Annotated in this window: 18 protein-coding genes and 3 pseudogenes; 9 read left to right on the forward strand and 12 right to left on the reverse strand. The window is 68.8% G+C overall.

The window, feature by feature from the left end; translation table 11 throughout:
• The 6 genes and pseudogenes from ACF1BN_RS37430 to ACF1BN_RS37455 all read right to left on the reverse strand — a co-directional run.
• Positions 1–239 (reverse strand): annotated as a pseudogene (locus ACF1BN_RS37430) (4-hydroxy-3-methylbut-2-enyl diphosphate reductase); the annotation flags it as partial.
• Positions 236–1,696 (reverse strand): MFS transporter, encoded by a 1,461-nt coding sequence (locus tag ACF1BN_RS37435; RefSeq protein WP_392336073.1) that lies wholly within the window; start codon positions 1,694–1,696, stop codon positions 236–238. The gene ACF1BN_RS37435 and the pseudogene ACF1BN_RS37430, both read right to left, overlap by 4 nt.
• Positions 1,697–1,767: 71 nt before the next feature.
• Positions 1,768–2,838, reverse strand: coding sequence for a polyprenyl synthetase family protein (locus ACF1BN_RS37440; protein ID WP_392336074.1), 1,071 nt, complete (start codon positions 2,836–2,838; stop codon positions 1,768–1,770).
• The gene (gene ispG / locus ACF1BN_RS37445; RefSeq protein WP_392336075.1) at positions 2,835–3,971 is read right to left on the reverse strand and encodes a flavodoxin-dependent (E)-4-hydroxy-3-methylbut-2-enyl-diphosphate synthase; all 1,137 of its coding nucleotides are present in this window, start codon (positions 3,969–3,971) and stop codon (positions 2,835–2,837) included. The genes ACF1BN_RS37440 and ispG overlap by 4 nt, the downstream gene beginning before the upstream one ends.
• Entirely contained in the window at positions 3,968–5,797 is a 1,830-nt protein-coding gene (locus ACF1BN_RS37450; protein WP_392336076.1) for a 1-deoxy-D-xylulose-5-phosphate synthase, read from the reverse strand. The genes ispG and ACF1BN_RS37450 overlap by 4 nt, the downstream gene beginning before the upstream one ends.
• Before the next feature lie 522 nt (positions 5,798–6,319).
• Positions 6,320–6,619, reverse strand: coding sequence for a hypothetical protein (locus ACF1BN_RS37455; RefSeq protein WP_392336077.1), 300 nt, complete (start codon positions 6,617–6,619; stop codon positions 6,320–6,322).
• 75 nt (positions 6,620–6,694) lie between these two features.
• Between ACF1BN_RS37455 and ACF1BN_RS37460 the strand changes: the two genes are divergently transcribed.
• The 4 genes from ACF1BN_RS37460 to ACF1BN_RS37475 all read left to right on the forward strand — a co-directional run bounded on the left by ACF1BN_RS37460 (position 6,695) and on the right by ACF1BN_RS37475 (position 10,457).
• Positions 6,695–7,336 carry a helix-turn-helix domain-containing protein gene (locus tag ACF1BN_RS37460; RefSeq protein WP_392336078.1) on the forward strand — a complete coding sequence of 214 codons (642 nt, stop codon included), beginning with the start codon at positions 6,695–6,697 and terminating at the stop codon, positions 7,334–7,336.
• Positions 7,337–8,001: 665 nt separating this feature from the next.
• Entirely contained in the window at positions 8,002–8,766 is a 765-nt protein-coding gene (locus ACF1BN_RS37465; RefSeq protein ID WP_392336079.1) for an SDR family oxidoreductase, read from the forward strand.
• A gap of 147 nt (positions 8,767–8,913) precedes the next feature.
• Entirely contained in the window at positions 8,914–9,228 is a 315-nt protein-coding gene (locus ACF1BN_RS37470; RefSeq protein ID WP_392336080.1) for a nuclear transport factor 2 family protein, read from the forward strand.
• A gap of 23 nt (positions 9,229–9,251) precedes the next feature.
• Complete coding sequence (locus ACF1BN_RS37475; protein WP_392336081.1) at positions 9,252–10,457, forward strand: low temperature requirement protein A; 1,206 nt, start codon at positions 9,252–9,254, stop codon at positions 10,455–10,457.
• 279 nt (positions 10,458–10,736) lie between these two features.
• Here ACF1BN_RS37475 and ACF1BN_RS37480 read toward each other — a convergent pair whose 3' ends face one another.
• Positions 10,737–10,943 carry a hypothetical protein gene (locus ACF1BN_RS37480; RefSeq protein WP_392336082.1) on the reverse strand — a complete coding sequence of 69 codons (207 nt, stop codon included), beginning with the start codon at positions 10,941–10,943 and terminating at the stop codon, positions 10,737–10,739.
• A gap of 269 nt (positions 10,944–11,212) precedes the next feature.
• Here ACF1BN_RS37480 and ACF1BN_RS37485 point away from each other — a divergent pair.
• From ACF1BN_RS37485 to ACF1BN_RS37495, 3 genes and pseudogenes are all read left to right on the forward strand, one after another.
• A pseudogene (locus tag ACF1BN_RS37485) lies at positions 11,213–11,488 on the forward strand (WhiB family transcriptional regulator); the annotation flags it as partial.
• Between the two features lie 727 nt (positions 11,489–12,215).
• Entirely contained in the window at positions 12,216–12,794 is a 579-nt protein-coding gene (locus tag ACF1BN_RS37490) for an IS607 family transposase (RefSeq protein WP_392336083.1), read from the forward strand.
• Positions 12,787–14,424: an IS200/IS605 family accessory protein TnpB-related protein gene (locus ACF1BN_RS37495; protein WP_392336084.1), complete on the forward strand. Its 1,638-nt coding sequence runs from the start codon at positions 12,787–12,789 to the stop codon at positions 14,422–14,424. Before ACF1BN_RS37490 ends, ACF1BN_RS37495 begins: the two co-directional genes overlap by 8 nt.
• Here ACF1BN_RS37495 and ACF1BN_RS37500 read toward each other — a convergent pair.
• The 3 genes from ACF1BN_RS37500 to ACF1BN_RS37510 all read right to left on the reverse strand — a co-directional run bounded on the left by ACF1BN_RS37500 (position 14,421) and on the right by ACF1BN_RS37510 (position 17,208).
• Positions 14,421–15,875, reverse strand: a complete 1,455-nt coding sequence (locus ACF1BN_RS37500) for a UvrD-helicase domain-containing protein (RefSeq protein ID WP_392336085.1) — start codon at positions 15,873–15,875, stop codon at positions 14,421–14,423. The two genes, ACF1BN_RS37495 and ACF1BN_RS37500, sit on opposite strands and share 4 nt — an antisense overlap.
• A gap of 52 nt (positions 15,876–15,927) precedes the next feature.
• Positions 15,928–16,791: a DUF6083 domain-containing protein gene (locus tag ACF1BN_RS37505; protein WP_392336086.1), complete on the reverse strand. Its 864-nt coding sequence runs from the start codon at positions 16,789–16,791 to the stop codon at positions 15,928–15,930.
• A gap of 138 nt (positions 16,792–16,929) precedes the next feature.
• Positions 16,930–17,208, reverse strand: coding sequence for a helix-turn-helix transcriptional regulator (locus ACF1BN_RS37510; RefSeq protein ID WP_392336087.1), 279 nt, complete (start codon positions 17,206–17,208; stop codon positions 16,930–16,932).
• Between the two features lie 499 nt (positions 17,209–17,707).
• Between ACF1BN_RS37510 and ACF1BN_RS37515 the strand changes: the two genes are divergently transcribed.
• Positions 17,708–18,427, forward strand: coding sequence for a hypothetical protein (locus ACF1BN_RS37515; RefSeq protein ID WP_392336088.1), 720 nt, complete (start codon positions 17,708–17,710; stop codon positions 18,425–18,427).
• Between the two features lie 1,283 nt (positions 18,428–19,710).
• Here the strand turns inward: ACF1BN_RS37515 and ACF1BN_RS37520 are convergent.
• Complete coding sequence (locus tag ACF1BN_RS37520) at positions 19,711–20,157, reverse strand: hypothetical protein (protein ID WP_392336089.1); 447 nt, start codon at positions 20,155–20,157, stop codon at positions 19,711–19,713.
• A 1-nt stretch (position 20,158) separates the two neighbouring features.
• Complete coding sequence (locus ACF1BN_RS37525; RefSeq protein WP_392336090.1) at positions 20,159–24,865, reverse strand: DNRLRE domain-containing protein; 4,707 nt, start codon at positions 24,863–24,865, stop codon at positions 20,159–20,161.
• A 1,021-nt stretch (positions 24,866–25,886) separates the two neighbouring features.
• On the opposite strand from ACF1BN_RS37525, the pseudogene ACF1BN_RS37530 reads away from it, so the two are divergent.
• Positions 25,887–26,141: pseudogene (locus ACF1BN_RS37530) on the forward strand (transposase); the annotation flags it as partial.
• Positions 26,142–26,438: the final 297 nt, after the last annotated feature.

Genomic DNA, 26,438 nt, shown 5'->3' on the forward strand with positions numbered 1-26,438 from the left:
GAGAACATCACGATGTTGCCCGGCGGGACCTCGGTGGCCTGGTCGACGAAGATCGCGCCCTTCCGCTCCAGCGTCTGCACCACGTACTTGTTGTGCACGATCTCGTGGCGCACGTAGACCGGGGCCCCGTACTGCTCCAGGGCCTTCTCCACGGCGATCACCGCACGGTCCACGCCCGCGCAGTAGCCGCGGGGAGCGGCGAGCAGGACACGTCGTCTGGGGTGGGTGGGAGGGTTCATGGTGTGGGGCTCCGGCGTTTTTCTCGGGGGTGGGTGGCTGCGGCGGTGATGCTGAGCAGGAGGAGGGTGCTGGCGGTCCATGCGGCGGTGTGGAGGCCTTCGAGGAAGGCTTTTTGTGCGGGTGCGGGCATGGGGGTGCCTGCGGCGGCGGGTGTGTGGGTGGGCTGTGGGAGTGCGGTGAGTGCTGTGGTGAGGGCGGCGCCGAGGACGGCGATGCCGACGGCTCCTGCGACTTCTCTGAGAAGGTCGTTGAAGGCGGCTGCGTTTCCGGCCTCGTCGACAGGAACGGCGTTCATGATCGCTTCGGTGGCGGGGACGGCTGCCAGACCTGTTCCGGTGCCTGCGGTGAGTGCGAAGGCGTGGAGGTAGGTGGCGTGGGAGGTGAGGGTGATCTGGGCCAGGGCGGCGAATCCGAGGGCGAGGAGAGCGGTGCCGGTGATGAGTACGGTGCGGGGTCCCCATCGGGCTGTGGCGGGGAGGGCGAGGGCGGTGCCTGCGGCGGCGGCTGCGACGAGGGGCAGGAGGGCGGTTCCGGCTCGGGCGGGTGAGTAGCCAAGGACGAGCTGGAAGTAGAGGGTGAGGATGTAGAGGGCGCCGTAGAGCGCGAAGAACATGGCGGCGAGCACGAGGGCTGCTGCGCGTGAGGCTGGGTCGCGCAGGAGTTGTGGGTGCAGGGCGGCAGGGCCGCGGCGGCACCTGGCGAGGGTCCACAGGAGGGTTGCGGCTGCGAGGGCGGTCCAGGTGGTGGGGTGTGTCCAGCCGCGTGTGGGGGCTTCGATGACGGCCCAGACGAAGAGGAACAGTCCGGCGGCTGCTGTGGCGAGTGCGATGGGGTCGTGGGGTGTGGGGTGAGGGTGGCGGTGTTCGGGGAGCCAGGCTTTCGCGCCGGCGAGTGCCAGGACGATGACCGGCAGGTTCATCCAGAAGCCGGCGCGCCAGGAGTAGTGCTCGATGAGGAGGCCGCCGGCGAGGGGGCCGGTGAGTCCGCCGATTCCTGCGACGCAGGCCCAGGCGGCGACCGCGCGCCGACGGCGGGGGCCTGTGGGGTGGATGGCGGTGATGAGGGAGAGGGTGGATGGCATGAACAGGGCGCTGCCGGTGCCCATGAGGAAGCGGGCGGCGATGACGTGGCCGGGGGTGTCGGAGAGGGCGCCGTAGAGGGATGCGGCCAGGCAGATGGTGAGGCCGGTGGTGAAGGCTCGGCGTCGTCCGTGGCGGTCTCCCCAGGCGCCTGCGGCGAGGACTCCGGCGGCCAGGGCCAGGGTGTAGGCGTCGGCGATCCAGTGCACTTCGGTCAGGCTGGGCTGGAGGTCGGCCTGGAGGCTGGGAAGTGCGGTGTTCATGACGGTGGTGTCGAGTCCGATGAGGCCCAGTCCTGTGCACAGGACGGCTACCGCGGCGCCGGGCCGGGGGGTGGTGAGGGGCGGCGGGTGGGTGGCGGCGGGTGGGCTGGTCATGGTTTTCCTTGGTGCGTCCGGGTACCGGGCCAGGGCGTCTGGGGTGGAGGGAAGGCGGCTGGGGCGCGGGGCTAGGAGATGCGGTCGGTGAGGCGGCGGGCCATCTGCTGCAGGTGGGTTTTGGCCTGGGGTTGGACGGGGGCGTGCTGGAGAGCTTCAAGGGCGCGGTGGCAGCGGTCGCGGATCATCTGTTCCACGATGTCTCGGGCGCCGGTGGCTTCCAGGACGTCGCGGATGGCTGTGGCTGCGGTGGGGGTGAGTTGGGGGGTTCCGAGGTGGCTGAGCAGGAGGTGTTGTTGGGCGGGGGTGGCGCGGGCGAGGGCGGTGGCGATGAGGACGGTGTGTTTGCCGTCGCGGAGGTCTTCGAGGGTGGATTTTCCGGTGTGTTGGGGGTCGCCGAAGACGCCGAGGAGGTCGTCGCGGAGCTGGAAGGCTTCGCCGAGGGGCAGGGCGTAGGCGGTGAGGGTGGTGAGGAGGTCGGGGTCGGCTCCGGCGAGGCTGGCGCCGAGGTGGAGGGGGCGTTCGATGGTGTATTTGGCGGTTTTGTAGCGGATGACGCGCCAGGGCAGGGTGGCGTCGGGGGTGGGTTGGCCGGCGGCGTGGAGGTCGAGGTACTGGCCGATGAGAGTTTCGGTGCGCAGGGCGTTGAGGACGGGCCAGGTGGCTGTGAGGTTGCCGGCATCGGTGCTGGTGGCGTGGAGGAGGTCGTAGGACCAGCCGAAGGCGAGGTCGCCGAGGAGGATGGCGGCGTTGATGCCGAAGGTGTCGGGGTCGGGGTGGTGGGCGTGGAGGGCGGCGAGGGCGCGGTGTGCGGTAGGGCGGCCGCGTCGGGTGGCGCTGTCGTCCATGATGTCGTCGTGGATGAGGGCGAAGGCGTGGAACAGTTCCAGTGAGGCGGCCGCGCGGTAGATGAGGGGTGGGGGTTCCTGGTCGGTTGCGGTGTACCAGCCGGTGATGCACATCAGGGGGCGGATGCGTTTGCCGCCTGCGGCGAGGTGGTCGCGCAGGAGGCCGATGAACAGGTCCAGTTCGGGCAGGTCGGCGGAGTTTTCCTGGGTGTGGAGGAAGTCTTCGAGGAGGGTGTCAACTTTCTGGCGGATCTGGTCGGTGTCTGCGGTGGGGGATGGCGGGGAGAGGGTCATGATGCGGCCTCGGGGGTGTCGGTCTGGTCGACCAGGCGCAGGGCTTCGTCCAGGAGTGCTTCGACGATCTTGGCTTCGGGGACGGTGCGGACGACTTGTCCGCGGACGAATATCTGGCCTTTGCCGTTGCCGCTGGAGACGCCGAGGTCGGCTTCGCGGGCTTCGCCGGGGCCGTTGACGACGCAGCCCATGACAGCGACACGCAAGGGGTGGGGGAAGCCGTCGAAGGCGGCTTCGACCTGGTTGGCGAGGCGGTGGATGTCGACTTGGAGGCGGCCGCAGCCGGGGCAGGAGACGATTTCCAGCTTGCGGGGGCGCAGGCCGAGGGAGGACAGGATGTGGCAGCCGGCTTTGACCTGTTCGACAGGGTCGGTGGACAGGGAGACGCGGAGGGTGTCGCCGATGCCCTGGGCGAGGAGGATGCCGAAGGCGACGGCGGATTTGATGGTTCCCTGGAAGACGGGGCCGGCTTCGGTGACTCCCAGGTGCAGGGGGTAGTCGCAGCGTTCGGCCAGGAGCTGGTTGGCGGCGATGACGGTCAGCGGGTCGTGGTGCTTGACTGCGATCTTCAGTTCGCGGAAGTCGTGCTCTTCGAACAGTGAGCATTCCCAGAGGGCGGATTCGACCAGGGCCTGGGGGGTGGCTTTGCCATGTTTGGCCAGCAGGCGGGGGTCGAGGGAGCCGGCGTTGACGCCGATACGGATGGGCACTTGTGCCTGGGCGGCGGCGCGGGCGATGTCGCCGACACGGTCGTCGAACTTCTTGATGTTGCCGGGGTTGACGCGGACGGCCGCGCAGCCGGCGTCGATGGCGGCGAAGACGTAGCGGGGCTGGAAGTGGATGTCGGCGATGACCGGGATGGGGGATCTGGCGACGATGGCGGGCAGGGCGGCGGCGTCGTCGGCGGAGGGGACCGCGACGCGGACGATGTCGCAGCCTGCCGCGGTGATGGCAGCGATCTGCTGCAAGGTGGCGTCGACGTCGGCTGTGAGGGTGGTGGTCATCGTCTGCACGCTGATCGGCGCGCCGCCTCCGACTGCCACGGGTCCGACGTGGATCTTCCGGGAGGGGCGGCGGGGCAGGGCCGAAGGCGGTGAGGCGTGAGGCATGCCCAGGTCGACGGTGCTGCTCATGTGCGCTTCTCCTGAGGGCTCAGGTGCGGGTCGTGGTGGGCGTTGCCGGCGCGGGCGCGCAGGACGGCGTGGAGGATGCCGTTGGGGCCCAGGCCCGTGGCGTCGAGCAGGCCAGAGCGGGTGCCGTGCGGGAGGAAGGCGTGCGGCAGACCGAGGGTGCGGACGGGGACGGTCGAGCCGGTGTCCGCCAGGTCGCGGGCGACAGCGGTGCCGAAGCCTCCGGAGCGGGTGTTGTCCTCCACGGTGACGACCAGGCGGTGGCGGGCGGCCAGGTGGAGGAGTTCCGGCGGGGTCGGCAGGATCCAGCGGGGGTCGGCGACGGTGACGCCGATGCCTTGCTGGGAGAGGTTTCGTGCTGCTTGCAGTGCGGGGGCAGCCAGCGGGCCGGTCGGCACGAGCAGGACGTCGCGGCTGCCGTGGGTGTAGAGGATGTCGACGCAGCCATCGCGGCGGGCCGCGTCGATGTCCGGGCCGACGGTGGCTTTGGGAAAACGCAGGGCAGTGGGGCCTTTGCCCCAGGTGACCGCTTCGGTGAGCAGTTCACGCATGCGGGTGGCGTCCCGGGGCACTGCGACGCGCAGGCCGGGGACGGCTCCGAGGAGGGTGAGGTCCCACATGCCGTGGTGGGAGGCTCCGTCGGGGCCGGTGATCCCGGCGCGGTCCAGGACGAAGGTGACCGGCATCCGGTGCAGCGCGACGTCCATGAGCGTCTGGTCGAAGGCACGGCTGAGGAAGGTGGCGTAGACGGCGACGACGGGGTGCAGGCCGCCCATCGCCAGGCCGGCCGCCGAGGTGACCGCGTGCTGCTCCGCGATTCCGACGTCGAAGCACCGGTCGGGGAAGGCTGCGGCGAACGCCGACAGTCCCGTCGGTCCGGCCATGGCGGCGGTCAGGGCCACTACTTCGTCGTGGCGGTGTCCGAGGTCGACGAGTGCCTCGCCGAACACACTGGTCCAGCTCACGCTCTTGCCGGCGGACGGTCCTGGAGCGGGTCCGACGGCGTGCAGGCAATCGGCCGGGTCGGATTCGGCAGGGGCGTATCCCTTGCCTTTGACGGTGAGCACGTGGACGACTACCGGCCGCTGGGCTGCGCGTGCCTTCTTGAGGGCCTGCTGAAGGGCAGCCGTGTCATGACCGTTGACAGGGCCGAGATAGGCGAAGCCCAGGTCGGTGAAGAGGTTGCGGGAGCGGCGGGAGGGTGTGCCGGTCTTCAGGGCCTGCAGGTGTGCGGCCAGCGCGCCGTGGGTGGGGGCGTAGGAGCGGCCGTTGTCGTTCAGGACGACGATGACGGGCCGGGCGGGCGCTGCGCCGATGTTGTTGAGCGCTTCCCAGGCCATGCCGCCTGTCATGGCCCCGTCTCCGATGACGGCGACGACCGCCCGGTCCTGCTCGCGGTTCAGCTGGCGTGCTTTGGCCAGGCCGTCGGCGTAGGACAGTGCTGTGGAGGCGTGGGAGTTCTCGACGACGTCGTGGGCCGACTCGGTGCGTGAGGGATATCCGGACAGGCCGCCAGCCTGTCGGAGGCTGTCGAATGCGTCTGTTCTCCCGGTCACCATTTTGGAGACGTATGCCTGGTGTCCGGTGTCGAAGACGATCGTGTCCCGTGGGGAGTCGAAGACCCGGTAGAGCGCCAGGGTGAGCTCTACTACCCCGAGGTTGGGCCCGAGGTGCCCGCCGGCTGCGGTCACCTTGTCCACCAGCAGGCTTCTGATCCGGTCGGCCAGTGCCGGCAGGTCGGTGTCAGGAAGCGACCGCAGGGCCAGCAGGTCGGTAGGCGCCGCTGTGGGCGGTTCCTCCGACGAGGAAGGCAGAGCAACCGATGTCACGTAAGCACCTCCGTGCTGTGCTCCGGGCCCGTGCCAGTGCGAACTCCGCGCAACGGAAGGCCTTTGGTCTGTCCCTGAATGTTGGGGTCCACTTGCCCTGTTCGGGAAGGTGTGAAAAAGGGCGCATAAAGCGACTTTTGTTGGAAGTTGTGCGCACGGCGCATGTGAATTGGCGAGGCGCCGGTTCCGAGCGCGGGGCGCATTGCTCCGTGCGCTCCAGCACGCGAGGGTGGCACTGGTATTGGTGCACCCGCGCAAGCACACCACTCGGGCGAAGGTCGCTGGCGGGTACCGGGGACCGTAGAGTCCACCGCTTCGACCTGTTCGCCGCACGTGCACCAGATCCGCTGAGGACACTGCGCGAGCATGGCCTCGGCTTCGTCCTGCTCGACGGGACTTTCGCTGAGGGCGGCCGGGTCGTCGACGGCCGGGCCGGCTCCTCCCAGGAACACCGGTGCCGCGGCGTCAGCACGCCGGTCTCCACCGATCCCGGCGTGCTGACTGTCGTGACTCCCGCCCGCACTACCAGGCGGCACCCACGACCTGGCTGCCGCCCGCACCCATCACATCATCCGAATCCGCGAACGCCAGAGCGTCCCCTTTCTCCGCCTGATTTGGGGTACCTGATTGGCGCAGCGCGGTGAACCGGGCCAGGATGGCGGTGTGAGTGGTTCGTACATCAAGCCTCACCTGCGGTGTCTGTCGGGCAGCGGTGATCGCCTCGCGCACGCGGTTGTCGAGCGTTCTGTGGAGCGGGCGGCCGGCCTTGCGGACACCGCGCCCTTGCCGGTAGGGCCGAGCAGGCATGTTCTGGTCGTCCATACCGGGCATTCGACGAACCTGCGCTGGTCGGCCGATGGAGCAGCTCGCCGGGAGCGGTTTCACACGGGGGATGCCTTGGTCAACCCGGCCGGGTGGGCCTCACGGCCGCGCTGGCAGGATGACGTCGAGCTGCTGCTGCTCGCTTTTGATCCGGTCTGGCTGGAGAAACTGGCCGCCGAGGCCGGGACAGGGAGCGGGTTCGAGCTGGCGCCTCGGTTCCATTTCACCGACCCGTTGCTGAAGGTGCTGGTCGAGCGGCTCGTGGCAGAGTTCGAGGGGCCGCGGACGGACGACGGGCTGTACGCGGAGTCGCTGGTGCAGGCAGCGGCCGCCGTGGTCATGCGTACGTGTGGAAGTGTCGCCCGGCGCGAGGTGCGCGGGGGCGGCCTGCCACCGCGTCGGCTCGCCGAGGTCCTGGACTACATTCACACCCGCCTCGGCTCCAGAGTCGGCCTGGACGACCTCGCGGCGGTGGCCGGCGTGAGCGCCTCTCACTTCACGCGGGTGTTCAAGACGGCAACGGGTGTCTCCCCGCACCAGTACGTGACGCAGGTACGGCTGGAGCGGGCCCGTCAGGCCCTGTTGCGCACCAGCAGGCCCATTGCGGAGATCGCGGTGGAACACGGTTTTGCCGACCAGAGCCACATGACGCGCACGATGCGGCGTTACACCGGCACGACCCCCGGCATGCTCCGTGGCGGGCAATTGCCGGGCTGAACAGGGCACCGGACAGTTCGCTGCTCTGCCTTCGAGGTGCTCATTCCCGGCAGGGCGACGGGCCTGCTCATGGTCCTGATCGTGCTGTCCGCCCGCCCTTCCTCGGGGCCGGCTGTGTCGTCCGAGGCCACTGCTGGCCGGTCTGGCGCCCGTCTGCCGCGCCTTGCGCGCCATCTCTTGGAAGGTCTCTCAGTCAGTCCGCGGTCAGAGGGTTTGCCGGGCTCACGGCCCGCCGGCGTCCCGTCTTCATCCGGCACCGCTGCTCTGGGTAGCTCCCCGGTCTGGCTCTGGCGATCCGGATCCCACGCGGTGTCGGAGCTGCGACCCCGCATACGGGTGCGCCTCCGCCTGCTGCGACTGCGCCTCACCGCCTTCGGCAGACCATGCGCTCAGCGTCACCGCCGCCGTGGCCAGCTCTTCCACCGCCGGGTCCGTTCTCGATGGGCTGCTGATCGGCGTCCTCTCGCACGCGGTGTTCCTTGCCGTCGGATGCCTCCTCGTGAACTGAACCGGTCTGGGCGATTGATGAGCGGTTTCTTCCATGGATGGCCGGATCGTTCAAGAGCATTCGGGGCCGTCGGCAGTGGGATAGGGGTGCGGCCCGAGGTCCACTCAAGTCAAGCCGTCCTCGACGCCGTTCCCGCCCTTACTGCAAGGAGGCTGTCATGGTGCACACCCCGGACAAGACACTCAACGGCAAGGTCGCCTTCGTGGGAGGCGCGTCGCGTAACCTCGGCGGGCTGATCAGCACCACCCTGGGGGCTGAGGGCGCGCTGGTCGCTGTGCACTACAACAGTGACTCCTCCAAGGCCAAGGCCGAGGACGTCGTCGCGCAGATCAACCAGGGCCCTGGGGAGGCCTTCGCGATCCAGGGGGACCTGACGAAGGTCGCCGAAGTGGAGCGGGTCTTCGACGAGGTCGTGGCCCGATTCGGGAAGCTGGACTACAGCATCAACACCGCCGGGATGGTGCTGAAGAAGCCGCTCACCCAGATCACGGAGGAGGAGTACGACCAGATGTTCGCGGTCAATTCCAAGGCCGCGTTCTTCGTCATGCGCGAGGCGGCCCGCCGTGTCGAGGACGGTGGGAAGATCATCACCATCGTGACCTCGCTGCTGGCCGCATACACGGGCCTGTACTCCTCGTACGCCGGAAGCAAGGCGCCTGTCGAGCACTTCACCCGGGCTCTGTCGAAGGAACTGTTCGGCCGGAACATCTCGGTCAACAACATCGCCCCGGGGCCGATGGACACCTCGTTCTTCTATCCGGCCGAGGACGACGACTCCGTCGCGTACCATAAGTCCTCCGCCATGAACGGCGACCTGACCAAGATCGAGGACATCGTGCCGTGGGTCCGCCACCTGCTGCTCGACGGCTGGTGGGCCAATGGCCAGACCCTGTTCCTCAACGGCGGCTACACCACCCGCTGACCCTCACAGTGCGCCGGTGCCCCCTCTCCTACGGCACGGTCTGTCCTTGACGGCCTGCCCACGGCACCGGCCGGCCCGCCCGCCTCCCGGGGAGGGCCGCTCCCCGCGCCCTCCCCTTTCTTGTGACTTGCATCCAGGAGAATCCTCATGTCTGTGCACCTCGGCGACCCTGCCGTGGCCGCGTTCGTCGACGCCGTCAACACCGGCGACAGGGAAGCGCTCTTCGCGGTTCTGACGCCCGGCGCCACCATGTCCGACGACGGCACCGACCGCGACCTGGCCTCGTGGCTGGAGAAGGAGGTCTTCTCCTCCCAGGGCCGGATGGACGTCGAATCCGTCTCCCCCGACGGCCGTACCCTGACCGCCACCTACACCAACTCCACCTGGGGTGCGATGCGCACCCGCTGGTCCTTCACCGTCGCCGGGAACCAGATCACCCGGTTCGAGACCGGTCAGGCCTGACGCCACCGCCCCGGGAGCCTGCCATGAGCCAGCAGCAGTCCACAGGGCCTTCGTGGGCCTGGTACCGGCCGATGACCGCGCGCCCGGCCGGTGAGAAGCACCGTACCGCCACCGTTCTGGAGCTGTTTTTCGACCTGTGTTTCGTCACCGCCGTCGCGCAAGCGGCCGCGGCATTCGAGCACGAGGTCGCCGAGGGGCATATCGGGCATGGCGTCCTCGGCTACGCGCTGGTGTTCTTCGCGATCTGGTGGGCCTGGATGAACTTCACCTGGTTCGCTTCCGCCTACGACACCGACGACGTTCCCTACCGGTTGCTCACTCTGGTCCAGATCACCGGTGCCCTCATCATGGCCGCCGGGGCGGCCAAGGCGCTGAAGGATTACGACTTCACCGTCATCACCTGGGGTTATGTGGTCATGCGGCTGGCCATGGCCGCGCAGTGGATGCGTGCCGCCCGCGCCGATACCGAGCGCCGGCAGTGCTGCGTGCGCTACGCCGTCGGCATCCTGCTGGTCCAGGCCGGCTGGGTGGGGCGGCTCGCGCTGCCCGACGACGGCGGGCTGCCGGTCTTCGCGGTCCTGGCGCTGGCCGAACTCGCCGTCCCCGTCTGGGCCGAGCAGACTACGCGCACCACCTGGCATCCCCATCACATCGCCGAGCGCTACGGCCTGTTCACGATCATCGTCCTGGGTGAGTCCATCACCGCCGCCACCGCCGCAGTACGTACCGCCCTGGACACCGACACCTCCTTCAGCGACATCGCTCCTGTCACGGTCGGTGGTCTGCTGACCGTCTTCGCGATGTGGTGGCTGTACTTCTCCCAGAACGCCTCCGGGCGGCTCACCGCGTTCCGGGCCGCGCTGCGCTGGGGATACGGCCACTACGCCATCTTCGCCTCTGGTGCTGCCGTGGGCGCAGGCCTCGCTGTGGGGATCGCGCAGAGCAGCGGCCATGCTCACATCAGCGACAACGCTGCCGCGGCCGCCTACACTCTGCCTGTCGCCGTCTTCGTGACCGTGCTCTGGCTCTTGCATCGCTCGCCCGGGGCAGCACGGGGCATCGACATCGTCTGGGGTGTGGCCGTCCTCGCGATCCTCGCGGTCACTCTGGCCCCCAGCCCGGTGCTGATCACCGGGATCATCACCTCGGTTCTGGTCGCGGTCGTACTCGCAGCCGATAGCCGCATCCGGCGGTCACGGGCCGATATGCGTGAGAACACCGTCCGTTGAGCCCAGTCTTTTCGCGGCAGGCCGCATCCGGGGAGTCCCCGGGCTGGAGCAGCCGAAGACAGCCGTAGGTCCTCTCCCGCGGTGTGCAAAGAGGCGGGCAGTTCACTTCCTAGTCTCCGGCACGGGCTTGGCAGCAGGGCTCCTTCACGCCCTGGCCGAAGCGGGGAACACCCTATACGCGGGCCTGCGCTAACCGTCGGCCGGCGACGCCTCACACCTACCAGTGTCCTTCACGCCTCCGCCGCCGGCGTTCCAGAACTCGAAGCCGCACGCCCGTACTCAGCCGGCGCGGTCATCGACGGCGTCTTGTCCGAGCATCCGCCCCTGGACGCCGTGGCCCGCAACGCCGCAGACCTGCTGAGAGCCGGCACCACCCTTCAGCGGCACCAGTTCGCGGCCATCCTCGGAACCAACGCGATGAGCCCGCGCCTCGTAAACCGGGCCGTCGCGCTTGCCTGCGGATCGCCGCAAGAACTCGTCCCTCACGTCGCGTCCACCTCCGGCATCGTCTCGTGCTGTTCCCTCCTGCTCCGGGTGCAGGCCGCTTCCAGGTTCGGGCTCAGGCCCCGTGAAGTCGCTGACGTTTCCGCCCCATGTCCTCCTCGTTACGCGGGCCGCCCGTGAGGGCTGCACGGTCACCCGATAGGGGTAAGAGCGGATCGATGGCTAGACCCGGTGTCGCTGCCTTCGTAGCGTGCCTGTTCCGAAGATCAAACGGCGCCGGGAGATCGGCGTCTGCGGAGGGGGCCACCTTGGTGAACGGAAACTGGGTGTCGTCCAGCCTGTGCCGTACGGGAAACGCGGACGAGCTATTCGTCGCAGGCGCGGCGCAGAACCGTGCCAAAGCTCTGTGCGCAGGCTGTCCGGTGCGGGCCGAGTGTCTCGCCTACGCGCTCGACGAGCGCGTCGAGTACGGGGTATGGGGCGGGATGACGGAACGGGAGCGCCGGGCATTGCTGCGGCGTCGGCCGACAGTCGAGTCGTGGGCTGTGCTTCTCAGCGCTGCGCGCCGGCATCACGACGCAGTCGCCAATACGGACGGGGATGCCATTTCCCGGCCTGGAACGAGACCTTGCGTGCAGAAGGGGGCCGGGCGACGGCACGACTCGCCGGCTCACCAGTCTCCGCCTGGGCACAACGGCTCCGGCATGGTGCCTCCACGATCTGGTGAGCCAGGCCGGCACCTGCGCCGTCGGCGGCGCTCGTTGTGATCCTTTGGTCTTGTACCCCTCCACGAGGCACCGCAGCCGCGACGTGAGTGGCTCGCTCCGGGTGGGAGAAGTCCTCGCGATTCGTCGCTGGGTGCAGGCTGCCACGCTTGGGAGCGACGGCCGTGGCCGTCCCGGGCGCCTGGTCTCAGTCCTGTTTCTTGCGGGCGTCTCGGTGCCGAGGTCGATCGTGGTGCACCCCGTGGAGAGGCACGTGTCTGAGGCCGATCGCGGTGCACCCGGTGAGGAGGCACGGTTCTATCGTCTGGAACCACGACGCCCGCGCTTCACAAGGCTCCTTGTGCTGCACGTTCATCTGTATGCGGCTCCGCGTGTCGACGGCGGGGTGCTCACGCCGTCGACGTGCGAGGGCGCGGCGGGAGGGCGTCATCGGCTGTCTCCTGCCGGTCGGTCTGTTGTACCGAGGCGGGGGGGGTTTCAGCCGGTATGCGCGTTCATGATGCCGGGTTTCCGCTGGGGTTGAGAACTGCTCTCGAATAAGTGTCCATGAGTGTCCTTTAGGTGTCATAACTGTCGTACGATCTTGTCCATGAACCTGACGGAATGGGCACGCGCACAGGGGATTGCCCCACGTACTGCGTATCGCTGGTTCCGTGAGGGCACGTTGCCGGTCCCCGCGGAGCGAGTGGGGCCGCGCACGATCCTGGTGAACATCGACGCGAACGCCTCACCCGCCGTGACCGGAGGGGTCGGTCTGTATGCCCGGGTCTCCTCTCACGATCAGAGAGCGGACCTGGAACGGCAGACGGCACGCCTGTCGGCATGGGCGGCGAAGGCCGGACACAAGGTTGTCCGTGTCGAATCCGAGATCGCCTCGGGCATGAACGGTGCCCGGACCAAGGCCCGCCGACTGCTGGCCGACCCGCAGGTGACCACGGTTGTGGTCGAGCACAAGGACCGGCTGGGCCGGATGAACGTCGAGCTGGTCGAGGCCGCCCTGTCCGCGACGGGCCGGCGCCTGGTCGTGCTCGATGACGGCGAGGTCGAAGACGACCTGGTGCGGGACATGGTTGAAGTCCTGACCTCGTTCTGTGCCCGACTGTACGGGCGCCGCTCGGCGAAGAACCGTGCCCGCAAGGCGCTCGAGGCGGCTGCCGCCGATGAGTGAGAAGCAGCTCCGCCCCATCGACGCGCCGTTCGTCGCGCTCGGCCCGTCCGGTGTGGCGATACGCGACCGCCTGGGGCAGCTCACCCCGGCCGACGAGAAGGTTCTCCGTCTGACCGGTGAGCACCTGGGGCGACTGGCGTCCCAGGACCTGGCGTTGCGGTGCGCCCAGGGCCATGAGCACCACAGCGAATCGTGGGCGGCCCGGAAGCAGGGCCTGACCGCAGCGTCCTCGTCCCGCTGGGCCGGGAGCATCACGAAGGCCAGCCATGATCAGTGGGCGCTGTCGCGGCGCGGCCAGCTCGCGTACATCCAGGGTCTGGAAGCCGGGGTCCGGACGCTGATGCACCGCCTGTCCCAACCTCTCGGGGAGAGGGGAACCAAGCGGGACCCCGGCGGCTACCAGTCCAACCACGAGTGGTTCGTCAAGTCGCGGCGTCTGGCGGTCCTGGAGCACCGCCTCGACGTGGCGCGCGCGGAGCGTGAGGCCGGGATCGTGCACGTGGTGCGTGGCGGCCGACGTCTGCTGAACACCCGACACAACCTCGCCGCGGCCGGGCTGACCGAGGAACAGTGGCGGCAGCGGTGGGAGGCCGAGCGCTGGTTCCTCGCCGCCGACGGGGAGTCCGGCAAAAGGTTCGGTAACGAGACCATCCGCGTCAGCCCGGACGGCGAGGTGTCGATCAAGCTTCCCGCCCCGCTTGCGCACCTGGCCAATACCAAGCACGGCCGGTACGTCCTTGCCTCGAAGGTGGCGTTCGCGCACCGGGGCGCCGAGTGGGCCGACCGGATCGAGGCGAACCGGGCGGTCGCCTACCGCGTCCACTACGACGCCGAGCGTGGGCGTTGGTACCTGACCGCGTCGTGGCAGAAGCCGGTGGTCAAGACGGTACCGCTCGACACGGCCCGTGCCCATGGGATGGTCGGCGTCGATACGAACGCCGACCACTTTGCCGCCTACCTGCTCGACCGGCACGGCAACCCTGTCGGCGACCCGCGTCGCTTCCCCTACGACCTGACCGGCACCGCCGGTCACCGTGACGCCCAGGTCCGCCACGCCATCACCCGCCTGCTGCACTGGGCCAAGCGGTGCGACGTGACGGCGATCGGCCTGGAGAACCTGGACTTCACCGCCGAGAAGACCCGGGAGAAGCACGGCCGCAGGAAGCGGTTCCGTCAGCTGATCTCCGGCATCCCTACCGGAAAGCTCAAAGCCCGTCTGGTGTCGATGGCCGCCGAGCAGGGCCTGGCGATCGTCGCCGTCGACCCGGCTTACACCTCCATGTGGGGCGATCAGCACTGGCGTAAGCCGCTGACCAGCAACAAGCGAAAGATGTCCCGTCACGACGCCGCGAGCGTCGCGATCGGGCGACGCGCCCTCGGGCACCCGATCCGGCGACGGACGGCACCGCCCCACGACGACCAGAGCGATCGTCGTGGGCATCGGACCGCCCAGGCCGAACCGGGCATCCAGGAGCGTCAGGGAACCCGCCCACCCGTCACGGAACGTACACACGATGCACGACCCCGAACGGGGACAACGAGAACGCGGGTAACCAGCGCATCCAACACCGTTTGGGATGCGTGCAGTTCCGGGAGCTGGCATCAGATGTCACTCCTGGACACTGTTTAGGAACGGTGGGTTTCGATCCAGGACAGGCCTCCGACATCGAGGTGTCGGCGTGCTCGGGTGACAGCGACATACGCGAGGCGTGCATCTGCGGGATCGACGCGATCGGGGATCGGGCGGCCTTCCTGATCTTGTTCGTCGGTCTCTGGCGGGGGCGGAAAGTCGTCGCCGATCTGCACGTGGCACCATTCCCGCCCTTTGGCCTTGTGGGCGGTGGAGACGGTGATCTCGGCTTGGGGTTCTTCGCTGAGGCGGCTGACTGCGGCGAGGATGGTGTCGGTTCCGTGCTGGTCGACGAGGTCGACCAGGGGTTGCAGGTCGCGTCCGGAAGGGTCGTGTGCGGCGTAGTCCTGGACGGCTCCCCAGGTGGGGAAGAGGACGAGTTCAGGGTGGCCTGTGCGGCGGCCTTCCTGGAGTTGCTGGGCAGCCAGGGCCAGGGCGCGCAGGCTGTCTCCGCCTCCGACGAGGGCGACTCGGGTGCCGGCTGTCAGGTGGTTCATGACCTGTCTCATGGCGCCGACATTGGTGCGGCACAGGATTGCTTCGGGGCGGGCCAGGGGGCCGAGGGTGGTGGGTGTGGTGGTGCTCCCGGTGAGACGCAAGGGGGCTTCGGCCAGGGTGAGCCATCGGTTGGCCTCGGTGGCGAGGGCGGGGCCGAAGCGGAAGGAGCGGGAGAGGGTGAGGTGGTGGCCGTCGAAGGCGGTCATGACGTCTTTGGCGCCGCGCCAGTGGTAGATGGCCTGGGCGGAGTCGCCGACCATGACGAGCTGGGCGTGGGGGCGCTGGCTGTTGAAGATGTGCTCGACGACGGGGTTGGTGTCCTGGGCTTCGTCGAGCAGGAGGAAGTCGGCGCGGATTGTCGGGTGGGTGAGTGACCAGATCTTGAGGAAGTGGTCGGGGTCGAAGCGGACGACTCCGGTGTCGGGGTTGTGCAGGTCGGCCCATGCCTTGCGGGCGTAGGGGGCCACGATGCCGACGAGTTCCTCGTGTGCTTCGGGGTTGTCGAGGCCGCGGAGGCGTGGGACGTGGTGGTCGGCGAGGTCGGGGTCTGCGCTGTGGCAGAAGCGGGTGACTGTGCGCAGAACGGTGTTGGACAGGGTGGTGGGTGTGAGGGTGTGGTCGGCGACGCGGGCGGGTTTGATGATGCCGAGGTCCTGGCCGGTTTGCCAGGCGGGCCGGCGGGGTGCCCCGAGGCGGCGTGCGTAGCGGTGGCCGAGAGCTGCGTAGGCGAGGGAGTGTGCGGTCCTGCAGGTGACGTTGGGCGGAAAGCGGGTGGCTGCTTCCTGGGCGATGGCGCGGTTGTAGGCGAAGTAGCGCCCGCGGCGTTGGGTGCTGCGGGCCAGGAAGTCGAGGGTGGAGGTCTTGCCGGTGCCGGCTCCTGCTTGGAGGGCCAGATGGTGGCCGGCGGTGAAGTGGTCTGCTGCTTCTGTTTGTTCGTCGGTGGGTGTGAACAACGTGGGTGTGCTCCGGTGTGTCGCTGGGCGTGTGTGGAGGGTCGTGGCCGGATCAGGGGTGTGGGCCGGGGTGGGTTGGCAGGCGGGTGGCGGTGAGGGCGTGGTGGAGGTGGGGGTCGAAGGGTTCCCAGTCGGTGAGTGCGAGGTCGGGTGCGGTGATGGCGGTGGCGTGTGTGGGGCAGCGCTGGGTGCGCCAGCGGGTTTGTTCTGAGTAGCTGAGGTGGGTCAGGTCGTACACGGCGATGTCAGCGGTGGGCAGGGCGAGTGTTCGGGGGCCGGGGCGGTGGGGGGTGAGCGGCATGAGGGTCCAGCGGCCGGGGGTGGTTGCGTGGGCGAGGACCGGGGTGGTGCAGCGGGTGCGTCGGATGGTCTGGGCGACGCACTGGATGGCCTCGACGGGGGTGGCTGCGATGTAGCGGGTGTAGAGGAACTGGACCACAGGGCGCTGGGGTTGGCAGGCGGGATCGGTACCGGCGGCGGGCGGCGGGAGGGTCGGGGGTGCGGTGAGGAGTGCGGTGTCGATGAGTCGTCTGGTGTGCAGGGCCAGGTGCCGTCTGATGGCGTCGAGGTGCGGGGGGAGAGTGGGTTGGTCGGTGCCGGCGGGGCAGACCGTGGGGTGGCTGATGCGGCACCAGGGGCTGCCGTCGCCTGCGGGGTAGGCGACTGCGGCGGCGAGATGCCAGCGATAGGCGGCGGGGACGAGATTGGCGGGCAGTTCCTGGGGGTGCAGGCTCACCGGCCGCGGTCCGGTAGTGGCGTGTCGGTCGATGCGGTTCCCGCATCGGCGGCAGCGTGCCGTCTGGGCGCAGCGCAGGACGCGGGTCGGGCTGTCGGGGGTGACGGTCAGGGTGCGGCGTGGGCGGCGTGGGCGGAGGGTGCCGTCCCAGTGGTGGGATGGGGTAGGGCAGGGGCGCATGAGCGGAAAGGTTCCATGCGACACGCCGTAGGGAGGGAAGGCCGACCCTGTTGCCCCTCGGTCGGCCCAACAGGTTCGTACCTGTGTCGCGGTCGGCGAACATTCGGGCGGGGCCGGCGACTCGTTCGGGTGGTCCGTTCAGGCGGTACCGGGGGTCTGCCGGGTGGTGCCCGGGGGTGTGTGGCCCTCACACAGGACGGAGAAGAGGCCGTCGAGGGGGGTGTCGAAGGCGTGGCTGATCGCGTGCCAGGTGGCGATGGTTCCGGTGGTGCGGCCCTGTTCGATCTCGATGAGGGTGCGCCTGGACAGGCCGGTTCGTTCTGCCAGGTCGTCGTAGCTCCAGCGGCGTTCGTGCCTGAGCCGGGCGAGCGTGCGGGGCAGCTCGTCGAGGTTGGCATCGGGCGGCAAGATCGTCACGCGTCCATCCGACGCGGCGTTCAATCACCATGTCAGTGCAGACCTCTGCCCTATTTTGCGTGCTCGTCGGCAAGCGCCTCCGGGTGCATTACGGTGTGCCGCCGTCCGGACTCTTGGCGGTGACAGGGGCAACGATGAAATACGAAAGGAGCTCGCCGCTGTGACAGTGCGTGTCACGCACCCGCGGATGACGCGGACGTGGGTCGTCGAACTGCACCCCGAACCCCAGGGGCCCGTCCTCGTCTGCGCGCAGTGCCCGACACGCCCCCGCCTCGGGGGCGGCTCCACCGCACGCTCAGCAGCGCTCGCGCACCTCGCCCGGCATGCCCGGCATTCACTGCTCCCTTCGTACCTGCGCACCTGCCAGTGCCACGAACGTGGATGCCGGTGGCATCCACGCCACCGCGGGTGCGACGGCCCCCTTCTGCTTGTCCTGACCTGCGAGAGAGCGGGCCGGGTGTGGAGACTCGCCGACACCTGCACGGCATGCGCCGGAGCGATGCATCACGCCTCGGTGGTGCCGGACACGGTTCTGGGCGAGCAGTCGGCAGCCGGCCGGACGAAAGCGCGCCGCCGCACATCCGCCGAGCCGGGAAGGGAACGGGCTTTGGTCCGGAACATGCTGAGCCTCCTCGCTGCCTCTTTGCCGTTCCATACCTCCCCCGAAGCCCGCCTGCTGGCCTTGCAGTGCGTGTTGCGCTGCGAGGCCGGCGGCGCACTCGCCCTTCCGCGCGGGCTGATCCGCGGCATGCGCCTGGGCGATGCCGAACCGCTGTGGCGGGAGATGCTCGATGCCCGTTGGCTTCGCAGCGCCGCCCCCACCGCGCTGAACATGCGGGTCCAGCTCAACGATCCTCTCCCCGGGCTTCCCGGACGCGGCCTTCGAGCCCAGGCGGCCCACTGGGCTCTCGTCGCTTCTCATGGCTCTTCGCTTCAGCACGCCAGTTCAACAAGCCGACTCGCCATCGTGACGCTGCAGGCACATACGCAGCCTGCCCTCTTCGAGGGCTTGGAAGACAGCCATACGCTGGCTCGGATGTGCGGAACAAGTCAGCACCAGCTGCTCGTCACCGCCCAGGGCCTGCTGGATTCAGGCGTGCTGCAGAACTGCTCGCTCGTCAATGGAGAAGACCTGGCGTGGAACTGGCCGGGCACAGGACCATTCGAGGAGACAGGCACGTCCGGCGACGAAAGGTCTCGTCCGGACCGGGGGATTTGAACCCTGACTCCGCTCCGCAACTCTGCACACGGGCGCCGTCCTGCGGGATACCTGGCCGTCCCGGCTGCCCGACGGCAAAAGGCTCCGCTGCCACTGGCGAAGGCTTCGATGATGCCGGTGAGGTGCATGGCAGGGGCGGCCAGGCGCCTGCTGCGCAGATCACCAGCTCTCAGCGGCGACAGACCGGCACGCAGCCGCATAGGCTGCCACTGATGTCTGCCGATGCCAGCACTGCGCGTGCTTTTACATATTCGACGAGCTTGTTCAGGCTCGCGGTGCTTGCGCGATTCTCTGGCCGGCAGGTACGCCTTGCAATTCACGCCACAGCGTGTCCTGTCGTCCCAGAGGACGGCACCAAGGTGGAGAGCAGCGGCGTCTGGCATGTCAGGGAGGTCTCAAGTCATGCTGTCGCCTCACAGATGGTCGAGGCCCAGCGCCGGGGGCTGCCTGTCTTGGCATCCTGCCTACGCTGCGGAGGCTGGCCTCCTCGCTGAACCGAGACGAAGACGACCCGGCGCTGCGGCACCTCACAACCACGCCCCCAGCCGGCCAGTGATATTCATGTTGACTCTTTCGGCCCGGTCTGCCGACAGCAGCCCCAGCGCGTCTTGGCATGAAGACCACCGGCAGCTGGAGGCGTGACGTCCTCAGTGCCCGCTCGGGAAGGCAATCGCGTGTTTCCGCCGGGCGGAGCCCTGCCATCGGGCACTCGAAATGCAGGCCCGGCACCTCACCGCCAGGGGTGATGCCGGTTAACGCTATCCCCGCAACTACCTGGTCTTCCTCTTTAGTGACCGAGTTCGCGGACGAGGTGGTCGCAGAGCCTTTGACACGGTCGCCTCGGCTGCCGAGAGATGCGACGTGCTGGGGCGAGCGGCCTGATGCCGGCGGGCGTGCGTTCGGTGGCCGAGAAGCTGGGCATCCGCTACGTGTACGCCTGCTTCCGCCCGTTCGAGATGCCGTCGACGAGCTGCCTTCCGACGTCGCGGCCGGGCAAGCACGGAGATCAGCCGACGTGACCGTCCAGGGGTGCCCGGTCGCCTCGGTGAGGTGGTGCTGGCAGTCAGCGAAGAGAGTGAGTGATTCGCACCAGTCCGAACCGGCCGTAATGCGCGTGGCGACCGCCTCACTGTCGATCCACACAGCCCTCGGGCCGGACGGAACCGAGGAATCGGCGGCGATTGCGCGGGCTCTATGCTCCGGCCACTGTCCTCGTGTACCAGTGTGAAGTGCCCGGCCCTCCGGTGGTGCCAGGGGGCCGGGCGCTTACGTGGAGCGGTTCACTACTGGAGCTTCATGCCCTCGGGTGAAGTGAGGCCCTTGTCTGGGTGGGCGCGGAATGTCGCCGTCCAGACAGTGGGCGGACAGGAAGTGCCGTTGGGGTGATGCTCCGTCAGTCTGGCCCGGGTGTTGTCTTCTACGACCGTGGCACCGCTTTTCGCGGACGTCACGGTGAGCCGCACCTGCACGGTGGACGAACCGATGTCGTCGGGGAGCCGGACCGACAGCGACGCGAACGGGTCGTCGGGACTGCCCGACGTCCGCTCCTCGCAGGTGCCGTCCACACAGAGACGGATCCTCGCCGCGTCCCGGCCGCCGAAGTCGGTGGGCTGCCACACGGCGGAGACCCCCGAGTCCGCGTCGGCCAGGGTGCACGGCGTGTCCTGACCGAGGAACGAGCATCCGGCCAGCGTCACGGCCAGCAGGGGTACGAGCAGGAATCGGCGCATGTCAGTACCACGCCACGGTGCCGGGAAGGGCGCTGTTGGCCAGCCCGATGTCGGTGAAGACCAGCTCGCATTGGTCGAAGAGCCCGCCACTGTTGTCACTTCCGCCACCACCACCGCCGGACACGATGCCCTTGGCGTACGCCCGTCCGCTGCTGTCGACGGTGTACACGGGGCCGCCGGAGTCACCCTTGAGGGTGCAGGATCCGGACGACTTCCTGGCTATGACCATGTTCCTTGCGGTGGCTCCCCCCTCGTACCGTTTGGTCGCTTGAGTCGCGACCACCTTCCATCCGCACACCTCGCCGGTCATCATGCCTCCCGTGCACACCTGGTCTCCGTTCTGTGCCCAGCGCCGCCAGTAGTCGCGGACAGACCGTGACGAGTTTGACGTCCTGCCGCCCTTGTAGATCCGGGGCGTCGCGACGCTGCCGCTCTTGACCTGGTACAGCGCCAGGTCTCCCGAGTAGTAGCTCTGGCCGGAGAGCTTCACCGAGCCCGAGTTGTTGGCCCAGTTGTCCCGGACGACAGGTCCGATGTAGTCGCTCTCGCTGGGGTTCATGATGGCCCCGTTGCCGGTGGTGCAGTGACCCGCGGTCACCATGTACCAGTTGCCGTTGTACTTCCACGCGAAGCCTGCCGTGCACCACGTTCTGGAGGTGGTGGTCAGATACGACAGCATGCGTGCCCCGCCGTAGAAGGGCGACGTGTCCCACTGACGGTTCGCCTGGGGTTCCGCCGCCTCGATGCCAGGGGTGAGGCTCACGGCGATGGTGTCGGTGCCGTAGCGCTCGCCCAGGGCCGCGACGAGTGCGGGAGCGGCTGTTCCGGACTCCACGACGACACGGTTCTCCGCCGCGTCCACGAACGCCGTGCGCAGTCCGCTCACGCCGGGCAGTTCCGTCTCCGACAGCTGAAGCACTTCGTCACGTACGGACTCCAGGGTGGTGACGCTGTGCTCCACCACCTCGGTGCGCGGTTCGACCTGCTCGGTGACGGTCGGCCCGTCAGGGAGGGGAGTGGGATCTGTGGTGTCCTCGGGCATGTCGAACGACTCCACGCCGGAGGTCTCCACGGCCCCCTCGGCAGGGGGCGCCGGAGTCTCCGACTCGGTCGAGGTGTCATCGGGCTTGGTGCCCTCCTCCGTGTCCTCGGGGGGCAGACCGCTGCCTTCATCCGCGGGGGCCTGCGTCACCTGGATCGGGGCAGCTGCCTCGTCGGCGGAGGCCGACTCGATGACCGGAGCGACCAGTTCGCCTGTGGCCGGGTCGATGTAGGGCGGGGCGAAGGCGTCGGGGGCCTCGGCCGCGCGGGCTGTGGCCTGTTCCAGGGCGTATGCCTGAGCTGGCTCGGACTGCTGCATGCCGTCGCCCGGGGCACCGCCGTGGATGACCTCGACGCGGTCGACGACCGCCGAGACGGGGTCGGCCTCGGGCGGAGCGTACGCGCCGTCGAAGCGGGCGCCGATCTGCAGGCCACCGCTGCTGGGCAGGGACGAGGTGTCCCACAGCAGCTTCGGAGCCGAGCCGCCGGTGAGCGGCGCCGGCCAGGTCACAGCCGAACCGTCGGCATAGGTGACCTGGGAGACCGGGACGACCTGCCAGGGATCGGCGGCCGAGGCCCGCTGGAGGAAGGTGACGCCCGTCAGCGAGGCCGGCGCGCTGACCGCGAGGTCCACCGAGCCGACCAGCACCTCGCCGTTGCCGGGGGCCGTCACGGTCGCCCTGCCCACGTGGAAGGCCCGCCTGGTCTCGGCCGAGATGTTGCCGGCTCGGTCCGTGGCGGTGACGGTGAGCTGGTGGCTGCCTTCCGTCGCCGGGGTGATCGGCACATCCACGGAACCACCGGTGCTGGTGACGGTCTGCGCGGTGCCACCGTCGACCCTGTACGTCAAACTCCGGGTGTCGGTGCCGTCAGGCGTCAGCGTGAACGTACCGGTCACCTGCGCGCCACCGGCCCAGGCGTCCGACGGGTAGCTCACGGAGGTCACGGCCGGAGCCCCGGGTGCGCTGGTGTCGATGGTGAAGCGGTAGTGCGAGGTCGCCCCACCCGTGCCGCTGCTGTCGATACCGCGTACGTGGAGGTACCAGGTGCCCTCGGTACGGGTCGTGGCGTATGAGGCGCCGGTCGTCTCGGCTGTGCTGTCGGGCACGGTGTCGGCGGCGCTGTCGACGACAATGCTGTACCCGGCGGACGCGCCGGACGGCGCGGTCCATGTGGCGCTGAAGGAGCCGCTCTTGAACGCGCCCGTCTGATCCGGGTGAGTGGACGAGCTGATCACGGGGCTCGGCGGCAGCGTCATGTCCACCTTGAACGGCAGATGCGCGGCGGTGGACGACCAGTTGCCGGCCCGGTCCTTGGCCCGTACGTGCAGGTACCAGGCGCCGTCCGCGTCGACCGTGGTGGTGAGGTTCGCCGCCGTCTGGACCGTGCCGGTGGTGACCGGCAGGGTGTCGGCGACGCGGTCCACGATGGCCGCGTACCCGGCGGCGCCGGACAGGTCAGCGGGTGCTGACCAGCTGAACGACGCAGTACGGTTGGCGTAGGCGCTGGTCGCCACGGGGTGCGTGGAGGAGACCGGGTTGCTGGGCGCGCCCGGCGCGGTGGTGTCGACGTTGAAGCCGACGTGACGGGTCGGGGACCAGAGCCCCGACTTGTCACGGGCGGCAGCGTGGACCCACCAGGTGCCGTCTGTGCGCCCGCTCCAGCTGACGGCGGTCCCCGTCTGTGTGACGGCGGTACCAGCCGCGGTCGTTGGGCTCTGGTCGAGCTTGACGGCGTAGCCGGTCACGCCCGAGGCGTCCGTCGCGGCGAGCGCGCCGGCGAAGGTAGTGGCGTTGTACCAGGCCGATGCTGACGGGTGGCTGGTGGAGGTGATGGTGGGGGTGGACGGCACGGTCGTATCGACAGTGAATGTCTGCCACGCCGACCAGGCGCCGATGTCGGTGCCGTCCGCAGCTCTGGCCCGCCATTTGTAGGTGCCCGGCGTCAGGGCGGCGACAGTGTGGGTCGCCACCGCTCCGGAGGCCACGGCGGCGGAGGTGCCGGACCGCAGGGCCGCGGTGCCGTTCGCCGCCCAGGTCTCGAAGCTCAGCGTGAGCTGCTGCGCGTCGGTGTCGGCGGCCTTGGCGGACAGTGTGGGCGTGGTGTCCGAGGTGTAGGTGCCGGACAGGGGCGAGACGGCTGTCGCGGCATGGGGCGTGGTGTTGTAGGTCACCGACACGTACGGCGTGTTCGTGGTGGCGTTGCCCGAGTGGAACCGCTTCCACGAGTACGGGTCGGACTCAGTCGTGGCCCTGATGCCCATCGCGTTGCTGGCGTTGCCGTTGGCGGCCCAGGCGGCGGCGAGGCTCTTGATGTCCTGGGACACCCAGCCGTCCGCACACGAGGACGAGAAGCCCTTCGTCGTGGCCGAGGCGGCCCACTTGGCGTTCCAGTTCGGCTGAGCGGTCCACCGGCTGCTGGTCGAGGAGTGCGAGGTGTCCCATACCTCCCAGCTGCTGGGAGTGCAGGACCAGGAGTGGGAGTTCCACAGGTTCAGCTTCGCGCTGAGGATGTGCTTGCCCGTGATCTGCGCCATCGGGAAGTGCAGGAACGAGCGCGCGATCTGACCGGCGCCGTTGTTGCCGAGCTTCAGCTCCGTCGACGTCGACATGTCCGTCGTGTAGCCCTGCTGCACGAACGTGTCGAAGCTCGCCCCGATGTTCACCGCGGGGTCGACCGTCACTGGGAACCGGGTCTCCGGATCGGCCAGGAACGCGGGGTCCGGAGTCAGCGTCAGGTCGACCGAGTCGCCGTTCTGCGTCACCTTCAACCCGACATCGGCACGCCGGGTGTGCTCACCAGACCGCGGGTCGATGTACGCGTCCCACATCACCGGTGCCGGCAGCACACCGACCTGCTTGCCCGACGCGGTGTCCAGGAAGCTCACCGATCGGTCCGCGTTCGCCCGCGCCTCAATGCCCTTGGCGTTCAGCGTCAGGGTGACCGAGCCGTTGGTGTCGACCGCCTTGCGGTCCTTCAGCTCCAGGAACTGTTCGAATCCCGTGCGCGTCGACTCGATGAGCAGATCCGTCGCCGTCAGCACATCCGAGTATCGGGCCGTCGTCCCCGACAGCGCCGGCTCCGGCAGCACACCCCGCCACGACAGATCGAGCGACCGGCCTCCCCCAGCATCCAACGACACCAGCGCAACCGGAGTCGTTTTCGCCTCACCGGCATCACCCGACGCCATCACACGTGCCGCGAGCTTCGCAGGCGTTCTGCCGCCCAGCTTCAGGCCGAGCGGATGGTCCTTCGCGACCACCGAACCGTCCACCGACTTTGTCAGGTCGACATCGATGGTCCGCCATGCACCCGTGGCCTTGTCACGAAACCGCACCGGACCAGACGAGGCATCCGTCGTCACTGTGCCGTCTGGATTCGCCCACGTTGTCGTCGACTCCGTCCGCTCCGACGACGCCTCCACCCGCTTGCCCGACGACCGGGCAGCATTCTTCGCCGACGGCAGATCCACCGCCTCGGCCGGAGAAGGGCTGTTGTCGACCACCGAATACCGCGACGGCAGGGCTACCACCTGTCCCGTCGCCCCCAGAGCGACCCCACTCTCGACAGCCAGCAAAGCCGCCGTCGCAAGCGCCGATCGCTTCACAGTCCGCCGGGACAACCATCTGCAACGTGCCCAGCCTGGTGGCGATATGGGCCTATTCATACCGAGAACCTCCCCCTGAAACAGCCGCACACGCGACTGACGAGGGATCCTATTCCGATGGGTGAAGATTCCATGAAGACGAGGTGCTGACGCATCCAGCAGAGGCGGTTCGATAGCCGGAGCGCGAAGCGTGACCCGGCGCCGTACCCACTCCCTGGCCTTGCCTGGGGCGGGAATCGCAAGCGAGCTCCAGAAGCCTGTGGAGTGCGCAGTGAGAGGGTGGTGGCGGAATGTTCATGACGTGGTCGGCTGCCGCCCATCGTGCGCGACGCGCGCTCCTGCCGGGCCTGCTGGTGCGCAAGCTGTAAGGGCTCGGCGCCTTCCGGGACCCCTGCGGCAGGGAGTTGCTCACGCACCTCGGCGAGGCCGGCGTGGAGCCCGGTCTCGCGATCCTGTGTGAGGACTCCCAGCGGGTGGGTAAGCGCTACGGCTTCGAGGGCGTCCTGCTGATCGCGGAGGTGGTGTCCGACTCATCGGCGGGCAAGTACGGCCGCTACGGCATCCCCGTCTACCTGGTCGTGGCCCCGTGCGCGGCGGAGGTCGTCCATACGCGGCTACATCACGGCACACAGGCACCAGCAGGGCACCGGCAAGCTCCCCATCGACCTGGCCGACGGGCGCACCTTCACCCGCGACCTGGACGGCCTGCCCCGACCGGAACCGGAGGCCGGCGCACGCTGACGAGCGCGCCGCCGGTGGCCTGGAATGAGTCGGCGTCCCAGCGCCAGATGCATTACGTAGCGTGACCGCTTGCCGAGTACACCTGGCGGGGTGTGTGCAGGGCCTTAGAGGTCGTTTTCACCTGAACTGCCACCTATAAGGTGTTTCTTGGGGTGCTGGATAGCGGTGCTGGTGAGACTGTCGATGCTGTCGTTCTCCGCCGGACAGGTGAGGTTGCGGATGGGGCTGGATTCGACGTGATCCCGTTTCGTCCCAGGATGCCCGGTCTTCGCGGTGGCGTGCTTCCAGCGCCGCTGCTGTGCGCCTGGGCGCATGCGGTTCGTAGCGGTAGGCCGGAAGCATGGCGAAGCGACGTCCGTATCCGAGTGATCTGTCCGATGCCCGATGGGAGTTGATCGAGCCGGTTCTGACCGCCTGGCGTCTCGAGCGCCGACGCACGGCTCTGCACTTCGGCCGGCCGCCCGAGCACGACCTGCGCGACATCATGGACGCGATCTTGTATGTCGACCGCACCGGGGTTCAGTGGCGCTATCTCCCGCACGACTTCCCGCCCTGGAACACCGTCTACGGCTACTTCGCCAAATGGGCCGACGACCGCCGAGGTGGAGGAGCGGATCGGCACTGCCTCGGTTCTGCGGTCGCCTCCTGGTGGACTGCACCGGCTGCGCCCGGAGGCGGAGCGGTCCTTCGGACCTGACCTCGAGGGGTTCGCGGTCACGGTGGAGAAGGCACTCGCGTCCGTGAGCTATCCGGAGGGCCTGGGCGGGGCGCGGCGGGTGGCGTTCGCGCCGGAGGCACGGGAGCTGGTGGTGGAGGTGGAGCTGCCGGGCCAGGTGGTGGTGCCTTCGGTCACGCAGTACCGGTTCAAGGCGTCCGCTCCCCCGGCGGTGGT

The sequence above is a fragment of the Streptomyces sp. NPDC014861 genome, assembly GCF_043081625.1.
Classification (GTDB): Bacteria; Actinomycetota; Actinomycetes; order Streptomycetales; family Streptomycetaceae; genus Streptomyces.

What these genes read in the sequence shown, in the direction of transcription:
- ACF1BN_RS37435 (WP_392336073.1), bottom strand. Translation starts at nt 1,696, where the DNA reads ATGACCAGCCCACCCGCCGCCACCCACCCGCCGCCCCTCACCACCCCC.
- ACF1BN_RS37440 (WP_392336074.1), bottom strand. Translation starts at nt 2,838, where the DNA reads ATGACCCTCTCCCCGCCATCCCCCACCGCAGACACCGACCAGATCCGC.
- ispG (WP_392336075.1), bottom strand. Translation starts at nt 3,971, where the DNA reads ATGAGCAGCACCGTCGACCTGGGCATGCCTCACGCCTCACCGCCTTCG.
- ACF1BN_RS37455 (WP_392336077.1), bottom strand. Translation starts at nt 6,619, where the DNA reads ATGGACGACCAGAACATGCCTGCTCGGCCCTACCGGCAAGGGCGCGGT.
- ACF1BN_RS37465 (WP_392336079.1), top strand. Translation starts at nt 8,002, where the DNA reads ATGGTGCACACCCCGGACAAGACACTCAACGGCAAGGTCGCCTTCGTG.
- ACF1BN_RS37470 (WP_392336080.1), top strand. Translation starts at nt 8,914, where the DNA reads ATGTCTGTGCACCTCGGCGACCCTGCCGTGGCCGCGTTCGTCGACGCC.
- ACF1BN_RS37475 (WP_392336081.1), top strand. Translation starts at nt 9,252, where the DNA reads ATGAGCCAGCAGCAGTCCACAGGGCCTTCGTGGGCCTGGTACCGGCCG.
- ACF1BN_RS37490 (WP_392336083.1), top strand. Translation starts at nt 12,216, where the DNA reads ATGAACCTGACGGAATGGGCACGCGCACAGGGGATTGCCCCACGTACT.
- ACF1BN_RS37495 (WP_392336084.1), top strand. Translation starts at nt 12,787, where the DNA reads ATGAGTGAGAAGCAGCTCCGCCCCATCGACGCGCCGTTCGTCGCGCTC.
- ACF1BN_RS37505 (WP_392336086.1), bottom strand. Translation starts at nt 16,791, where the DNA reads ATGCGCCCCTGCCCTACCCCATCCCACCACTGGGACGGCACCCTCCGC.
- ACF1BN_RS37515 (WP_392336088.1), top strand. Translation starts at nt 17,708, where the DNA reads ATGCATCACGCCTCGGTGGTGCCGGACACGGTTCTGGGCGAGCAGTCG.
- ACF1BN_RS37520 (WP_392336089.1), bottom strand. Translation starts at nt 20,157, where the DNA reads ATGCGCCGATTCCTGCTCGTACCCCTGCTGGCCGTGACGCTGGCCGGA.
- ACF1BN_RS37525 (WP_392336090.1), bottom strand. Translation starts at nt 24,865, where the DNA reads ATGAATAGGCCCATATCGCCACCAGGCTGGGCACGTTGCAGATGGTTG.